Source organism: Pedobacter sp. WC2501, from assembly GCF_052682415.1.
On sequence record NZ_JBQZFI010000001.1, the window covers coordinates 5,857,179 to 5,874,714 of the forward strand.

The following is a 17,536-nucleotide window of genomic DNA, read 5'->3' on the forward strand; positions in this document are numbered from 1 at the left end:
CGTGGAGCGAAGAGCATGGTGCCTAGTGTTAGGCGTTTTAAACCTTACACCTTCAGCCTTTCTACCCTCAACTTAACTAAGCATGGGGCTTGGCGTGTGGCGTTTTAAACCTTACACCTTCAGCCTTTCTACCCTCAACCTTTCTCTAGGCTTTTGGCCAATCGTTAACATGCTCGGCGCTTCCTAATTTAAGCTTGCGGGCAGAAATCTGGAACTTAAGCGTCATCGCGTGATCGCCAACAATGTTTATTCCTTCGGAATATTTAACAATGTAACCGTCTTCGAAATTAACTTCTTTCATTTTGGCATCTTCCTCTGTTTTCTTGATCAGAAGGGTTCCTGTAATAGGTTTGTACTGGTTGTTTACCATCGCCTCGATTATTGAGGTGTCTTCGGTTGATTCGATCTCAATGTCGATGGTACCGCCGTAAACTCCGGAAGAAGGCCTTCCTTTAGCATCTACATCACGGTTTAACGCATAGGCACAGTGAAGCACATCGTACTCCTTGCCCGAAAAGTTTAATCTAGCTTTGAAAGCCATAAGTTTAAAATTTAAAGGTTAAAAATTTGGTTAAGGTTGCTGCAGCTACCGCTTTTTCTAAACCAAATATCAGGCCAACAAATACACTATACCGTTGATTAACAACTATTAAATCTTAAGTAAAAGCAAGAAAATTGCACAAAAATCAGCTCAAAACCATGCTAGAACTAATATTTTAGGTTTTTAATGTATGTGGAAAAAATTATCTGTAATGAAGTTACAGACATACAATTAGGTAAGAAATAAGTATAAAAATATATACAAAATTTAGTCGCCAAGTGCTAACTAAACCCCATAGCCGCGAACGCGCTTTGATTTTTTCTAAGCGTTTGAAAATTTAGTTTATTCATCTTTTTTGAAAAGCAAAGCCTGTGGCTCTTTTTTGTGTCAGTCCCGCCACATGCTCATACGCCTGCAGGCCTTGGGCGCATGGCCGGTATCCGCTATGTCGGGTTTAGAAATTGAGTTTAATGCAAAGATTTAAGTTAGCTAAACCCGGTAGCAGCGAACACGAAGCCGTTTTTTTCTATCGGGTGAGTAAAGCGTATAACGGGACTTTCGGAACCGATTGAAACAGAACCCTGATTTTCAAAATGTAAAAATGAGATTTGAAGAGGTTGATATGGGATTTAAGATTTAAAAGCCCGCTGACAACCAACATTCTTTAATGTAAAGAGGCTGTATCATAAATTTTTATTCAATCGAATTGTCACGTTGAGCTCAGCCTTTACTGAGTTTGACGAAGTATCGAAACGCCTTGTAAGACATTTAAAACAGGTCCTTCAACAAGCTAACATTGACAGCCTCCAATAGAATGGTCGTCATTCCCGCGCAGGCCTTTCGTGTGGACACATCTTTTGGTTTGGGTTTCTATACGTTTTGCTAGCTTGCTTTAATAAATTTACAGGTTTTACCGAAGAACGCCGTCAATCCCAAGGGCCAGGAGAATCAAAAAAACAGTTGTAGGAAAGAACTAATTGTACTGCCAAACCTAAACGCAGTGGTTTTGTGTTCGTAAACATTAATTTAAAGTTTAAAGAAATATTGAACACAAAACGAAGTGCCGCTGTTTTTTTGATGTGTGTAGGACTGTGCAAAAGGCCCATTGCTGGATTGACAAAGCGCTTTGGGTACTTTGGCGCTCCAAAGTACCATGCCCCCGCGGCATAGAGCGGAAAAGACAATGGTTATGTATTAACTTGAGTTCGATTAATAATGTGGCTTTTAGAGCTATTCTTTAGGTATTTGGTACTAGTGTCGTCACCCTGATCTCGATAGCTATCGGATCCATTTCAGGGTCTTAATAGCAGGAAAGATGCTGAAATAAATTCAGCATGACGACCGACTTAATGAATGTGTACTAAAAAACAAAGATGGAATTAACAAAGATGTGTCCACACGATAGGCGCAGGCGGGAATCTTAAAGCCTATTGCATTACGATTATTCATAAGTTTCCCTTGTTTCAAAGGCATTCATGAGCACTTCGTGGTTCCCAATCAAGTTGGGAATGACGATTCCACGCAATATATTAATTCATTAAATCCACTGTCATTCATATTGATTTTTATACCATAAATTATCCCTCAGGATGACAATTCTATATTGATGAGACAACTAAACCTCTTGCTCTTTTTTATTGATCAAAAAGTAAACAGGCACACCCAGCAAAACAATTATTAGCCCCGGCCAGGTATATTGCTGTTTATAAATTAAAAGCAAAATGCAAAATGCTGCCCCGATCAATAAATAAATAATTGGCGTAACCGGATATAACCAGGTTTTGTAAGGTCTTTCTAAACCAGGTTGTTTTATTCTTAGATAAATCACACCAAAAACAGTAATCATATAAAAGAGCACAATAACAAAGGAGATCATATCTAAAAGATTACCATATTGCCCACTCAAACATAAGGCAGATGCCCAAATGCCCTGCATCCAAAGTGATCTTTCAGGAACGCCATTTTTATTGTTTTTAAGCGCTGCTTTAAAAAACATTCCGTCTTTAGCCATGGTTTGAAACACCCTTGCCCCTGCCAATACAATTCCATTAACACAACCAAAAGTAGAAATCATTACCAGCAATGCAATGATGATTGTGCCAGCCCCACTACCAAAAATTTGCTCTGAGGCTGCAACAGCAACCCGATCATTTAAGGCAAAAGCAATACTATCCCGGTTTAAGGTATTGAGATAGATAAAATTCACCAATAAATAAAGGATCATTACCGCTGAGGTACCCAAAACCATAGAACGCACTACATTCCTTTTAGGGTTTTCGATTTCTCCTGAAACAAAAGTTACGTTTTCCCAGGCAACGCTCGAAAATACAGAGCCTACCATTGCAGCTGCAATCCCTCCCATTATGGTCATTCCGGAGATAGATTCCCATCCCGATTTCAGGAAATTGCCGCTCGGGTCTGCTTTAAGATTATTGAAAGCATCCCAGCCAAAGCTCATGTTTCCTGTCCAGAAACTGTTTTTCACCAAAAGAAAGCCCAAAATAATCAAGCCAATTAGCGCGACAATTTTAGAACCTGTAAAAATATTCTGCAAAATTTTGCCTCCCTCAACACCTTTCGTATTGATATACGTTAAAAGCAAAATTACTCCGATAGCCAAAATCTGGATCCAGGTAATTTTATAACCTCCGCTTTGAAAAATTGGAGCAGCATCATTTAGTGCAGGGATTAGATAGGCTGTAAATTTACCAAAAGCAACAGCAACAGCTGCTATAGTTCCGGTTTGAATTACAGTAAACAAGCCCCAGCCATAAAGAAATCCCATCATTTTACCAAAAATCTCTTTCAGATAGGTGTATTGCCCACCTGCCTTTGGAAACATGGAAGAAAGTTCTCCATAAGAAATTGCGGCTGCAACTGTCATTACGCCCGTGGTTATCCACACTACAATTAACCAATAACCAGAACCTAAATTCCTCATGATATCGGCACTCACAATAAAGATACCGCTTCCGATCATTGAGCCCATTACCAACATTGTGGCATCAAAAAGGCTTAATTTTCTTTTAGAAGGCTCACCTTCTTTTTCAATTTTCATTTTTTAGTCTGGTTTAGTTTGTCGCTAATTTATTTAAAAAAAAAGAAATTGTAGGATATTATTTTATGATGACAAAATTTTATTCGCAGGTGCTGTAAAATTTTAACCACAAAAATATTTTGTTATCTTGCTAGAGTGTTGCTAGCGAAGAGTTTGGAGCAGAGCGCTTAGCGCGAGGCATTTGGCGACTAGCGTCGATTAACCGATTAGGCAGTTTGGAGTTTAGCGTTGGGCGTTTGGAGACAATTAACGGATTTAAACAATTAACCAGTTAAGCCAATTACAAAATGACCAAGTATCAATAACAATCAGCAATGACCATTGAACTAATGACTAATGAACCATTGAACTAAATAAACAACTAACCAAATATAAAAACCAATTATTAACTATGGACTTTTTACAAAACAATTTAATTTACTGTATCCCGGCGCTGGGCCTTGTTGGGATTATAGTTATGATGATTAAAAGCGCCTGGGTAAACAAGCAGGATGCAGGTGATGAAAACATGCAGGAACTTGCGGGCTACATAGCTGATGGTGCTATGGCTTTTTTAAAAGCTGAATGGAGGGTATTGAGTATTTTCGCTGTTTTTACAGCTGCACTCCTAGCCTACTCAGGAACAATTACTGAAATAAATGGCATTCCGATGCATTCGAGCTGGATTATCTCCATTTCTTTCATTATTGGAGCAGTATTTTCTGCAACTGCAGGTTATATCGGCATGAAATCGGCCACTAAAGCCAATGTACGAACCACTCAGGCCGCCAGAACGAGTTTAAAACAAGCCTTAAAAGTTTCTTTTACCGGAGGTACGGTAATGGGTTTGGGTGTTGCCGGACTAGCGGTTTTAGGTTTAGGTGGCTTGTTTATTATATTTTTAAAGCACTTCAACGTTGTTTCGGTTAACAGCACTGAAATGAAAACTGCAATAGAAGTTTTAACCGGGTTCTCTTTGGGTGCCGAATCTATTGCCTTATTTGCCCGTGTTGGCGGTGGTATCTATACCAAAGCCGCTGATGTTGGTGCAGATTTGGTGGGAAAAGTTGAGGCAGGTATTCCTGAAGATGATGTGCGCAATCCTGCTACTATTGCCGATAATGTGGGCGATAACGTGGGTGATGTTGCCGGTATGGGCGCCGATTTATTCGGCTCTTACGTAGCCACTATTCTGGCTACGATGGTTTTAGGGCAGGAGATTGATGTAAAAGATAATTTTGGAGGAATGTCTCCTATCCTTCTACCCATGGTAATCTGTGGAATGGGCATTATATTTTCAATCATCGGAACCTGGTTTGTCACCATTAAAGATGACAAATCAAATGTTCAAAATGCGTTGAACCTGGGTAACTGGTCTTCAATTGTGATTACAGCTGTAGCTTCATTCTTTATTGTGAAATGGATGCTGCCTGAAACGCTTAAACTTCGTGGATATGAATTCTCGAGCATCAATGTATTTTATGCCATTATGGTAGGTTTGGTAGTGGGTACGATTATGAGTATCGTAACCGAATATTTCACCGCAATGGGCAAAGGACCTGTAAATTCCATTATTCAACAATCTTCAACCGGGCATGCCACTAATATTATTGCAGGTTTAGCTGTTGGAATGAAATCTACCGTAATCCCTATCCTGGTATTGGCAGGTGGAATTATGGCTTCTTACCACTTTGCAGGTTTATACGGTGTTGCTATTGCCGCAGCCGGAATGATGGCAACCACAGCCATGCAGTTGGCGATAGATGCTTTCGGACCAATTGCGGATAATGCCGGTGGCATTGCCGAAATGAGCCAGTTACCTCCGCAAGTTCGCGAACGTACCGATAATTTAGACGCTGTGGGTAACACCACCGCCGCAACAGGTAAAGGTTTTGCTATTGCATCAGCCGCTTTAACCTCTCTGGCTTTATTTGCTGCCTTTGTTGGTATTGCAGGCATTACCGCGATAGACATTTACAAAGCACCTGTTCTGGCGGGTTTATTTGTTGGCGGAATGATCCCTTTTATTTTCTCGGCTTTATGTATTCAGGCGGTTGGTAAAGCCGCGATGGATATGGTGCAGGAAGTGCGTCGCCAGTTTAGGGAAATCCCAGGTATAATGGAATACAAAGCTAAACCTGAATACGAAAAGTGTGTGGCCATTTCTACCAAAGCCTCTATCCGTGAAATGATGATGCCTGGCGCTATTGCTTTAATAACCCCTGTAATTGTGGGCTTTACCTTTGGACCAGAAGTTTTAGGCGGTTTATTGGCCGGTGTTACGGTAACTGGTGTATTAATGGGAATTTTCCAGAGCAATGCAGGTGGTGCGTGGGATAATGCTAAAAAATCTTTCGAACAGGGTGTAATGATTAATGGTGAAATGCACTATAAAAAATCAGAACCACATAAAGCTTCTGTAACCGGAGATACTGTTGGTGATCCATTTAAAGATACTTCGGGTCCATCGATGAATATTTTGATCAAATTAATGTCTATCGTTTCACTAGTTATTGCTCCTTACATCGCAGTTAAGGCAATTGCAGGCGAACACCATACAGAAGTTCGTAAAGAAATCAGAATTGAGCAAAAAACCGATGGTTTGGGCAACATAAAAACCGACACTTTAATCAATACAACCGATACTTTAGCGCATTAGTTGTAAAAACCTGGATAGAAAAAGTATAAAAGGGATTTTTAACTTAAATCCCTTTTACATTTTCGTAATTTTTATTTAGGTTTGGAGCTGAAATAATCTAAACAAAAACTAAAATATGGGTTTATTTACTAAGAAGCCAATGCATTTGCTGCTAGAAGAAGCAGGAGATTCAGCCAAAGGCTTAAAGCGTACACTTAGCGCCGGTGCATTAGTGGCACTAGGTGTGGGCGCAATTATTGGTGCTGGTCTATTTGTTAGAACAGCAGCTGCTGCCGCACAAAACGCCGGACCATCTGTTACCATCGGCTTTATTATTGCTGCAATAGGTTGTGCATTAGCCGGTTTATGCTACGCAGAATTATCATCATCTATTCCCATTTCAGGTAGTGCTTACACTTACACTTACGCCACCATGGGCGAGCTTATGGCCTGGGTAATTGGCTGGGATTTGGTATTGGAATATGCCGTTGGAGCTGCAACAGTAGGTATTGCCTGGAGCGAATACCTAAATAAACTACTGGTTGAAGTATTGCATACTTCGCCCATACCGTATGAGTGGTGCCACTCGCCTTTCCAATCGCACCCTGATGGAACCGTAAATGGTATAATCAATCTTCCTGCATTATTTATTGTAGCCTTATTGAGTTTACTTTTAATTAAAGGAACTTCAGAATCTGCTTTTGTAAACGGAATAATCGTAATCACAAAAGTAGGGATCGTAATCCTGATCATTATATTGGGTTGGGGCTTTATACACGAAGCCAACCACCATCCGTATATCCCTAAAGCGACTACTTATGTAGATCATGCAGGTATCAGCCATAGTTTTGGTGGTTTCTGGGGCGTTATTGGTGCAGCAGGAACCGTGTTTTTCGCATTTATCGGTTTTGATGCCGTGAGTACCGCAGCTCAGGAGACTAAAAACCCTAAAACCGCAATGCCAATCGGTATCTTAGGTTCATTAGCAGTATGTACTGTTTTATACATCTTATTTGCACACGTTTTAACAGGTATCGCTCCGGTTGAGTTCTTCAGAACTAAAGGTGGTGAGGCATCAGTTGTGGCTGCAATCAGTGAATATATGACAGGCTATAGCTGGTTAGCCAAATTGGTTACTGTGGCTATTCTAGCAGGTTTCTCTTCTGTAATACTGGTAATGTTATTAGGCCAGAGTCGTGTATTTTATTCAATGAGTAAAGATGGTTTATTGCCAAAAATGTTCAGCGAATTACACCCAAAATTCAAAACACCTTACAAAGCCAACTTAGTAATTTTAGTAATTGTAGGTCTATTTGCAGCATTCATTCCTGGTGATGTGGTAGGAGATATGACCAGTATCGGTACTTTATTTGCCTTTATGTTGGTTTGTATAGCGGTAATTATCTTAAGAAAAACTGATCCTGATCTTCCACGTCAGTTCAGAACACCTTGGGTACCATTAATTCCAATTTTGGGTGTGGTTGCCTGTGGCTTAATGATTCTTGGTTTAGGCTGGACAAACTGGTTAAGGTTATTTGGCTGGTTAGCTTTAGGCTTTATCATTTACTTTGGATACAGTAAAAAGAATTCAAATTTGAAAGACGCTAAATAAGCTATATTTCTCAAAAAAATTAAAGCCCCGATTTAAAGTCGGGGCTTTTTTTATGTTAAATAATTGTTAATAAAACTACCTTTGCAGAAAATTGATAAGATGTACCGCAATTCTGCTAAAATTAAGAGCGTTTATTTCTCTTTAACTGTTGTTTTACTATCCATATCCACATTAGGCTATGCACAAAGAACAATTAACGATGTAATGGATTCTACAACGGTAAACCATTTGCTTATTATTTCAAAGAAATATGGTTCATTGTCTTTTAGTGGATATTTACAGCCACAATTTCAGGTAGCGCAATCAAATGGAACACAGGCAGAATACCAGGGAGGAAATTTTGGCGAATTTACCAATAACCGCTTTAGATTGAGGAGAGGTCGCTTAAGGGCCGATTACATGATGCTTACAGAAGATGGGAGTCCTTCTACCTATTTTGTACTCCAGTTTGACGGCACGGAACAGGGCGTGGCCATCCGCGATTTCTGGGGACGTTATTACGAAAATAAATGGAAGATATTGGCAGTAACACTTGGCCTTTCGGGTCGTCCGTTTGGGAACGAACTACAGTTGTCTTCTTCTGTCAGGGAAGCACCAGAGCGTGGACGGATGTCGCAGATTTTAATGAAAACAGAACGCGATCTGGGGGTTACTTTTACCCTAAACCCACGTTGGAAAGATGCGACACTTAAAAACTTTGTATTCGATTTCGGCATATACAATGGACAGGGTTTGGCCGGGGCCGGAGAATTTGATAACAGCAAAGATTTTATCTTCCGGTTAAGCCATAAAACGTACGCATTTAATAAATTTACTATCGCTGGCGGTATTAGCACGCTACAAGGCGGTTTAAACCATCGTTTGCCTGTTAGCTATAAAATGGAAAGGAGTAGTGATCAATGGCAAATGGTTAAGGATTCATCCGCTTCAACAATTAATAAGGTAGCGCCAAGGAGATATTATGGTGCCGATATTCAGCTGGCTACAAAAACCAAAAGCTGGAAATCAGAATTAAGGGCCGAAGTGGTATCAGGACTACAAACAGGCACTTCAACAACCTCAACCACACCAGGCTCCTATCCTGTTGATAGCAAATCAGTAGCCTTACCTTATTATACCAGAACTTTTAATGGTGCTTATCTTACTTTTGTACAAACATTGAATAGTACCGATAACCAGCTTATTTTAAAGTATGATTGGTACGATCCGAATACAAAGGTGAAAGGACTTGACATTTCAAGCGATAGAGGACTCTCTGCTGCAGACGTTCGCTTTGATACTTTTGGTTTTGGCTTTTTACATCACTTTAATCCACACTTTAAGGCGGTAATTTATTACGATATTATTAAAAATGAATCGACGCAGATTAAAGATTATATGGCTGACAGGAAGGACAATGTGCTCACTTTAAGAACACAGTTCTATTTCTAATAAATAATCACACAATTGAGGAATTGATACAAATTCCGCTACCTTTGCTTAAAATTGTCCAGCTATGAAATTCGATTTTATGACGTTCAACTTAAGCCAGATCCTATCCACAACGATGGTGCTCTTTGCCATTATCGATATTTTAGGGGCCATTCCGGTTGTAATCGAATTACGCAGAAAAGCAGGTCATATCGAATCGGAAAAAGCATCGCTGGTAGCAGCAGGTTTAATGATCATTTTTTTATTTGTTGGCGAATCTTTATTAAAGGTAATCGGATTAGATGTAGAATCTTTCGCTATTGCAGGCTCATTCGTAATCTTTTTTATCGCCATGGAGATGGTATTGGGATTAACCATCTTTAAAGAAGAAGCACCCGAAACGGTATCTATCGTTCCATTGGCTTTTCCTTTAATTGCCGGAGCCGGAACAATGACTACCTTACTCTCGCTAAAAACAGAATACCATACTCAGAATATACTGGTGGGCATTATACTCAACATGTTGTTTGTTTATTTCGTGTTGAAGAACACCAACAGGCTGGAAAAACTTTTCGGAAAATCAGGCTTAAATATCCTACGCAAAGCGTTTGGGGTAATTTTATTGGCTATAGCGATTAAGTTGTTCAGAAATAATACAGGGCTTTAGGGGGATGGAAGAGGTGAGACGGAAAATGGACGATGTAGCTTCGTTTTTTACATTACACGCCAGGTCGTCATTGCGAGGCACGAAGCAATCTTAATGTGATCGCTACTTGTTATAGTTGTATTGAAGATCACTCTATTAAATGACAATCCTTCAATCAACCTGTAACAATAATTCCGTATTTTCATCTAAATATTAAAGCTTACATCATGAACAGCTTTGAAGAATATACCTTAATTATTGGAGCCATCGCCGTTTTGGTAGAGGCAGTGAAATACGTCAAAAGGAATTTCAGATCCTGGTTTGAACATACGTAGCGTTTTTTGTAAAACTTCCGTTCTTAAAGTGGGCGTCATGCTGAACTTGTTTCAGCATCTATACCCTAAGACCCTGAAATAAATTCAGGGTGACGAAGCGAGTGATTAATCTTGGCGCTTAATTAACCTTGCCACAAACATCGTATCCGCATTATTTTCATAACCTTTTATCAGTTCCATCTTTTCCAATTCTAATGGAAGTGTATCCAGCATATGCTGCACAACAGCTTCATTCTCTTGCGCAAAAGCAGAACAGGTAATGTAAATTAAAGGTTTACCTGGTTTTAAATATTTTACCACATTCTGTACAATACCCTTTTGGATGGTCGCAAACTGATTGATTTTACGTTCTTCGAAAAAAGTAAGCATTTCTGGTGTTCTTCCCCAGGTTCCTGAACCTGTACAAGGTGCGTCTAAAATAATTCCATCAAACTGATAATGGTGTAAAACCTGATCGTTGTTCTGCAAAAGATCCAGTTCTTTTTTATGGTATTTTTTAATGCCCGCTAAACGGAAACGTTCATCCAGGTTTAATAATACACTTTCGCGCAAATCAGAAACCAAAAGCTCGATCACTGGCTCAAAACTATGCAACAGCAGGGTTTTGCCACCTGATGCGGCACAGCAATCCCACCATTTATCCCATTTATTAGGCTTAAAATATAAACCAGTATGTTGTGAGGATAAATCCTGAACCTGATAACTTCCCTCATTTAAAATGCTTTCAAGCTTGGTTCCATTGGGTAAAGCCAGGGCGGTATCAGTCATAGCTTTAACCACAATTTTTTCACCTTCCAATTTAGAGCTAATTGCCGCAGCATCTTCAGCTTTCACCCGGATAAACAGATCGGGCTGTTTAAAGAACGAGGTAAAAAATGCTTCTTTATCAATGTCGCCAGAAAGTGCTGTATGGAAAGGATAAACGTCTTCTGAATTAAAATCGGGGTATTTAACTTTAATTAGCACTAATTTTTCCTCAAGAGGCAAAGTGATATTTCCCTTTAAATCCAGTAGATTCTTCTCCACCAGCAAGCTTAAAGTATCGTGACAAAGAAAATCTGCAATACTCAAACGGACTTCATGATGAAGTGTTGGTAAAGCTTTTCCTAATCTGAAAAAGCTATAGATATGACGGGTAGCCCACCTCCTGTCTGACGAGCCCATTTGCTTATGCTGTTTAAAATAAGCGGGCAGAAAGCGATGTAAAGGCAAACTTCCATCATAACTATTTAAAATCTGTTCAAAGGCTCTTAACTGATGATCTGCTCTCATGCAATAATTAAAATGGAAGAAAATGATAGATTACTCAACTGGGCTTAAAGCAAAGTTTTTAAACTTCAACAGCATTAAACTGGTGTTAATATAGCCTAATTTTTCGTCATGGATAAATGAAAAATTATTATGCAGCCCTCTGTACCTATCCTTTACAATATAATCCCTATAATCCTCGCCGTAAGTTACCAGTAGTTTACCAAAATAATAGCCAACATCGAATCCTTTAAAAGCATATTCTCCAGGCTCAAAACCATATTTATAGCGGTATTTTTTGATAAAAGTGACCACTGCACTACTTTTATAGTCTATTTTATAAGATGAACTGATGATGGTATTCAGATCTTGCAGTTTATCGGTAGGGTAATTCTGTTTAACCCAGTTTGGGTGCCCAAAAAGCGAGATGTTATATCCACCTGCCGGAAGATGTTTTAATTTATACAGTTTTTCGATAGTAGGGAGCACAAAAGCACGGTCGGAAGAAGTAAGCACTACGGCATATTGTTTGCCTTTGATCATCTTTGTTTCAAAGGTATAGACCGAAGCATACTCCTGAACAATAAATTTGGTATTGGTTTGAAGATAGTTCCTTATTGGTGCAGCAAATTGCTCGTCTTCCGTTTTTTTAGGATTAATCAATACCACTATTGTATTAGCGGGATTGTAATTTTTAGCCAGATAGGTTGCGATCTTTTTACCATGCAAGCCAATATTATTTACAACCGACACCAGGTTTGGATTGTTAAATTCAGTAGGCTCGGAGGCGGCCAATGGAGATACAATGATTGCATTATTTTCCTTGGCATAATTGGAGATAAACTTTAATCCCTCAGGAAAAACCGGGCCAATGATTAAATTGCTTTGTTTAAAACGCTCATTTCTGTACAAGAGCGATATACGTGCATTGTCATCCTCTGTATCGAAAACATTTAGTTTAAAATTTAAACCCAGGGCCGCGGCAGAATCCAACCCCAGTTTAAAACCCTGATAAAAATCGATAGGCATCGCGTATTTCTCGATATCGGCTTTTGTGGCTGTTTTTAATTTCAGCTCGTTCAATTTAAATGGAACAAGCAGGGAAACACTTGCCTGCGAAAACTTTTTGACAGGCTTTTTATCTGCAGGTTTCTCTTTTTCATCCGGTTTACTCTTTTCGGGCTTGGGTGTCCTGATTTTAGGCGAACAAGCACCCAAAACTATCGTAAACAAAACCAGCAATCCATAAACCTTCTTGAAATTCATACCTATCATTTTTAACAAAATATGCTAGCAAAGTTTATTCCACCTTGCTAGCATCACATTTATTTTATGCAGTTTGGACTCCAAACTGAAAGCTCACAACTGAATTATTCCCACTCGATTGTTGCAGGTGGTTTAGAGCTGATATCATATACCACTCTATTGATCCCTTTAACTTTATTGATAATTTCGTTAGAAATTTTGGCCAGTACCGGGTAAGGTAAATGGCACCAATCTGCGGTCATACCATCCAATGATTCTACCGCTCTCAATGCAATTACATTTTCGTAGGTACGTTCATCGCCCATCACCCCTACCGATCTTACAGGTAAAAAGATCGCTCCGGCCTGCCATACCTGATCATATAAACCTGCTTCTTTTAAATTGTCGATATAAATTTTATCAGCATCTTGCAAAATGGCTACTTTTTCAGGAGTAACCTCGCCAATAATGCGGATACCTAATCCTGGTCCTGGAAACGGGTGACGACCTAAAATAAACGATTCTAAGCCTAAAGCAGTACCTACTCTTCTCACTTCATCCTTAAATAAAGTTTTAAGGGGCTCAACTACTTTTAATTTCATAAAATCCGGCAAACCGCCTACATTGTGGTGCGATTTAATGGTTGCCGATGGACCTTTAACCGAAACTGACTCAATAATGTCCGGGTAAATTGTGCCTTGCGCCAACCACTTCACATCCTGAATCAGGTGAGATTCTTCATCGAAAACTTCGATAAACACACGACCAATAATTTTACGTTTTGTTTCCGGATCTTCTACTCCAGCCAACTGCCCCAGGAACTTATCCTTTGCATCAACCCCTTTAATGTTAAGTCCGAAATCTTTATACTGCTCTAAAACACTTTCATATTCGTTTTTACGCAATAACCCATTATCAACAAATATACAGTGTAGGTTTGTACCAATGGCTTTATGTAAAAGTACTGCAGCAACACTGCTATCAACACCACCCGATAGAGCCAAAACAACTTTATCGTTACCTACAGTAGCTTTAATATCGGCAATTGTGGTTTCAACAAAAGCAGCAGAAGTCCAGTCCTGGCTACATCCGCAAATATCAACCAGGAAGTTTTCTAAAAGGATTTTCCCATCAATACTATGGGTTACCTCAGGGTGAAACTGGATGGCATAAGTATCAGAATCTTTAATATGATACGCCGCTACTTTTACACTGTCTGTACTGGCAATCAGTTCAAAGTTTTCAGGAATATCGGTAATGGTATCGCCATGGCTCATCCAAACTTGCGAATCGATGTTGATGCCTTTGAATAGTTTATTCTCCTGGTTTACAAAATTCAGGTTAGCACGGCCATACTCGCGTGTTGAAGATGGCTGAACTGCACCGCCAGAATGTTGGGCAATATATTGTGCACCATAACAAACCGCCAGTAAAGGAAATTTTAAATGATATTTTGATAAATCAATTTGAGGTGCATCTTCCTGGCGAACAGAGTATGGGCTACCCGAAAAGATAACACCTTTTACGTCCTCGGTAATCTCAGGAAGATTGTTGTATGGATATATTTCACAGTAAATATTTAGTTCGCGAACCCTACGAGCGATGAGTTGTGTAAATTGCGAACCAAAATCGACGATAATGATTTTTTCTTGCATCCGCAAAGGTACCAATTAGATATGAGATTTGAGAGGGGAGATTTGAGATTTTTAGTAGTGTGCGGAGAGTTTTAAGCAGAGGGCATGGAGTGAGTGCTTAGCGCATAGCTTTTGATTAACCATAAAGTAATCCGAACTCGGCAGTCCTGAGTCTAAAGTCAAAACTATAAAACTTATCTGCGCATTTACAAATTAGCGTACCTCGCTCTTATACTTACGAAGTTGTGCCTCACACTACCTCCTTTAAACTTCGTAAGGTACTGCGCAATTCACAAATGAACCAATGACAAATGAACCAGTGAACCTCTACGATTCGATCAAAATTACCTCAACTCCAAACTTCCTTAAAAAATCTACACCTTCATCGCTAGGCAAACCTTTGTAAGCTGCATAGGATTTCGAATAATACACCAGTTTAATTCCTGATGATAAAATTAGCCTGGCGCAGGCAATACAGGGCGATAAAGTAGTGTATAAAGTACAACCTTCTATTTTCGATCCATTTTTTGAGGCATAAAGTATCGCATTTTCTTCTGCATGCAGGGCTAAAGAGCAGCTCCCTTTACTATCGCGTGCGCAACCATGCTCTGGCCATTCCTCGTCGCAATTGTGTGTACCGGCTGGTGGCCCATTATAGCCAATAGAAATAATGCGGGTATCTTTTGTTAACACTGCACCAACATGCGCACGTACACAATGCGAACGGGCTGCCAAATCGGTGGCAAGGTTCATAAATATAGAATCGAAACTTGGTTTATCTGCCATATAGAAATCAAAAAAGCCACAAAGAAATAAATCTCTGTGGCTGTAAAATTACTTTATTAAAAATTAATGTCCGCCAGAAATTTTCTGGTCGAAGTTAATCCCTTGTGATCTTAATATTGATGCCACTTTCCAGGCATAAAATGCCAGGTAAGCAAAACAGATGATCCCTACGATGTAACTGTGTTGAATACCTGTAAACTCTGATACTGCACCCTGTGCCCAGCTAATAATACCACCACCCATAATCATCATAATCAGGAAGCTACTTCCCTGACTGGTGTGTTTACCTAAACCGCTTACAGCTAAAGTAAAAATACATGGCCATAAAGTGCTACAGAATAAACCTACACTGGTAATGGCATAAACACTTACCATTCCTTTGGTAAACATTCCGATTAACAACGCAGTAATACCTATTGCCGAAAAGATGAGTAACATACGTGCCGGATTACCCTTACTTGCCATATCTGCAGCAATTAATACTAAGATGATTAAGCCATATATATAAAACGGAGCCAGGTCATGTTTCGCAATAGCATTTACGGCTAAAAAGATACCAAACGCCAAATAAGGCGCAATAAATCTTAGCACTTTTTGTGTGCTCACGTTATCTGTAAAAGCCTCAACAGCACCTGTCCAACGTCCAATCATCATACTTGCCCAATATAATGAGATATAAGGGGCAATATCTTTAATGGCAAAACCAAGATCTTTTTCCATGTAAGCAGGCAAATTACTTGCGGTTGATACCTCAACACCTACATAAACAAATATGGCAATCATACCCAAAACCAATTGTGGATATTGCAAAGCTGATCCCTTAATCGATTTAGTATCATCTGCTGACGCTTCAACCAAAGCAGGTCTATCAGGCAACGATGACATTTTTAAGAAAATTGCCACTGCAATAAAAGCTACTCCCAATATTAAATAAGGAATTTTAACACTTTCTACACTGATGTTCGTATTTGCATTTGCAGCAGAACCAAAAATGGCGAAACTTACAATCAGTGGCCCAATGGTTGTACCAAAGTTATTAATACCACCGGCAAGTGTTAAGCGTTGTGAGCCTGTTTTAATTGGCCCTAATGCAATAGCTAATGGATTTGCAACAGTTTGCTGTAAGGAGAAACCTAATGCGACAATAAATAAACCAGAAAGCATTAAAGGAAATGAATGCAGGTTTGCTGCAGGATAAAATAATAAGGTTCCAAGTGCAGAAATAACCAAACCTAGTGCCAGCGAATTTTTGTAGCCCAATTTGTTTACTATATCTTGCCCCATGATAACAGAAATACCATTATATATTAAGGCGCCCACGGTATAGGCAATGTAAAATGCCAATGAAACCAATTGGCTTTCGGCCTGAGATAAATCAAAAGCCTTTTTAAATACGGGTATGAGAATGTCATTACTGGCGGCAACAAAGCCCCAAAAGAAGAATACAGTGACCAGTGGGATAAATTGCGCCCACTTGGTTTGTGTTTGTTCTGAATTCATATTATAAATCTAGTTTTAATGGGGCTAAACATAAATAAAAAAAACTAATAACCAGTATTTTTTATGCAACCTATGCAACAAAAATAAATGTTAAATGTTTAGGTATAAAGTTGCATATTCGCATATTCTAAACAACACAATGCATGTTTGAAGCCATATTACTAGGTATAGGAGCAGGGATTATTTCGTCGTTTTTAACAGGGCCGGTTTTTTTTGCAATGATTAAGACCAGCATAGAAAGGGGCTTCAAAGCTGGTTTCTCTTTAGCCGTTGGTGTAATTATTAGCGATGTGGTCTTAATCGGCCTGGTTCTTTTTGGTAGCCAGTTTGTAGATTATAAAGCCGAATTTGACAAATACGTTGGCAGTATCGGGGGTATATTTTTACTTGCAGTTGGTATTTATTACCTGGTTTCTAAGATCACCGTAAATTACGATAGCACCACACTACAAAAAGTGAGTAAAAGGGGTTATGTGCTCAAAGGTTTTTTAATGTGCATCCTCACGCCTTCCACCCTCATGTTCTGGATTATTGTGAGTGGTATTATTTCAGTTAAGCTCAACAACATGCTTAACGAAAAACTAGTCTGCTTTTTTATTGCCATGGCCACACAACTCGGTATTGATGGCGCAAAGAGTTTCTATTCCAGTAAACTCCGTTATAAAATTAAAGAAGACGCATTAAAAAAATTAAATAAAATTGCAGGCGTGGTCATTATCTTCTTTGCCTTCTGGTTAATTATTAAAACTTATCTGAAGTTTTACGCATAATATATTGTATTCCCAGCTTAGATGTCTTAGGTGGTCAGATATTTTTAGAAAAGCAGGTGCAGTACAATTATTATTGTTAGTCCTGCCAATGCTGCAAGTCCTCAGCAAATGAAGGATTTGCCTCCGGGCTTTCC

The 17,536-nt window shown here is 39.2% G+C and carries 12 protein-coding genes; 5 read left to right on the top strand and 7 right to left on the bottom strand.

Going from position 1 to position 17,536, the window contains the following annotated elements:
• Positions 1–145: 145 nt before the first annotated feature.
• Complete coding sequence (gene tssD / locus ACUN24_RS24475; RefSeq protein ID WP_445561581.1) at positions 146–541, bottom strand: type VI secretion system tube protein TssD; 396 nt, start codon at positions 539–541, stop codon at positions 146–148.
• A gap of 1,615 nt (positions 542–2,156) precedes the next feature.
• Complete coding sequence (locus ACUN24_RS24480; RefSeq protein WP_445564882.1) at positions 2,157–3,599, bottom strand: APC family permease; 1,443 nt, start codon at positions 3,597–3,599, stop codon at positions 2,157–2,159.
• A gap of 391 nt (positions 3,600–3,990) precedes the next feature.
• Between ACUN24_RS24480 and ACUN24_RS24485 the strand changes: the two genes are divergently transcribed.
• From ACUN24_RS24485 to ACUN24_RS24500, 4 genes are all read left to right on the top strand, one after another.
• On the top strand, positions 3,991–6,237 hold the full coding sequence (locus tag ACUN24_RS24485) for a sodium-translocating pyrophosphatase (protein WP_445564883.1): 2,247 nt from the start codon (positions 3,991–3,993) through the stop codon (positions 6,235–6,237).
• Positions 6,238–6,352: 115 nt separating this feature from the next.
• Positions 6,353–7,828 (top strand): amino acid permease, encoded by a 1,476-nt coding sequence (locus tag ACUN24_RS24490; RefSeq protein ID WP_445564884.1) that lies wholly within the window; start codon positions 6,353–6,355, stop codon positions 7,826–7,828.
• Between the two features lie 63 nt (positions 7,829–7,891).
• Positions 7,892–9,259: a porin gene (locus ACUN24_RS24495; RefSeq protein ID WP_445564885.1), complete on the top strand. Its 1,368-nt coding sequence runs from the start codon at positions 7,892–7,894 to the stop codon at positions 9,257–9,259.
• A gap of 79 nt (positions 9,260–9,338) precedes the next feature.
• Positions 9,339–9,905, top strand: a complete 567-nt coding sequence (locus tag ACUN24_RS24500; protein WP_121284556.1) for a MarC family protein — start codon at positions 9,339–9,341, stop codon at positions 9,903–9,905.
• A 419-nt stretch (positions 9,906–10,324) separates the two neighbouring features.
• On the opposite strand, the gene ACUN24_RS24505 is transcribed toward ACUN24_RS24500, so the two are convergent.
• The 5 genes from ACUN24_RS24505 to ACUN24_RS24525 form a co-directional block, all read right to left on the bottom strand.
• Entirely contained in the window at positions 10,325–11,491 is a 1,167-nt protein-coding gene (locus ACUN24_RS24505) for an RsmB/NOP family class I SAM-dependent RNA methyltransferase (protein WP_445564886.1), read from the bottom strand.
• A gap of 30 nt (positions 11,492–11,521) precedes the next feature.
• Positions 11,522–12,733 (bottom strand): ABC transporter substrate-binding protein, encoded by a 1,212-nt coding sequence (locus ACUN24_RS24510; protein WP_445564887.1) that lies wholly within the window; start codon positions 12,731–12,733, stop codon positions 11,522–11,524.
• Between the two features lie 104 nt (positions 12,734–12,837).
• Positions 12,838–14,367: a glutamine-hydrolyzing GMP synthase gene (guaA, locus tag ACUN24_RS24515; RefSeq protein ID WP_445564888.1), complete on the bottom strand. Its 1,530-nt coding sequence runs from the start codon at positions 14,365–14,367 to the stop codon at positions 12,838–12,840.
• 306 nt (positions 14,368–14,673) lie between these two features.
• Complete coding sequence (locus tag ACUN24_RS24520; protein ID WP_121283536.1) at positions 14,674–15,132, bottom strand: deoxycytidylate deaminase; 459 nt, start codon at positions 15,130–15,132, stop codon at positions 14,674–14,676.
• 63 nt (positions 15,133–15,195) lie between these two features.
• The gene (locus ACUN24_RS24525; RefSeq protein WP_132402457.1) at positions 15,196–16,632 is read right to left on the bottom strand and encodes an MFS transporter; all 1,437 of its coding nucleotides are present in this window, start codon (positions 16,630–16,632) and stop codon (positions 15,196–15,198) included.
• A 143-nt stretch (positions 16,633–16,775) separates the two neighbouring features.
• On the opposite strand from ACUN24_RS24525, the gene ACUN24_RS24530 reads away from it, so the two are divergent.
• On the top strand, positions 16,776–17,402 hold the full coding sequence (locus ACUN24_RS24530) for a LysE family translocator (protein WP_132402460.1): 627 nt from the start codon (positions 16,776–16,778) through the stop codon (positions 17,400–17,402).
• The last annotated feature ends 134 nt before the right edge of the window (positions 17,403–17,536 follow it).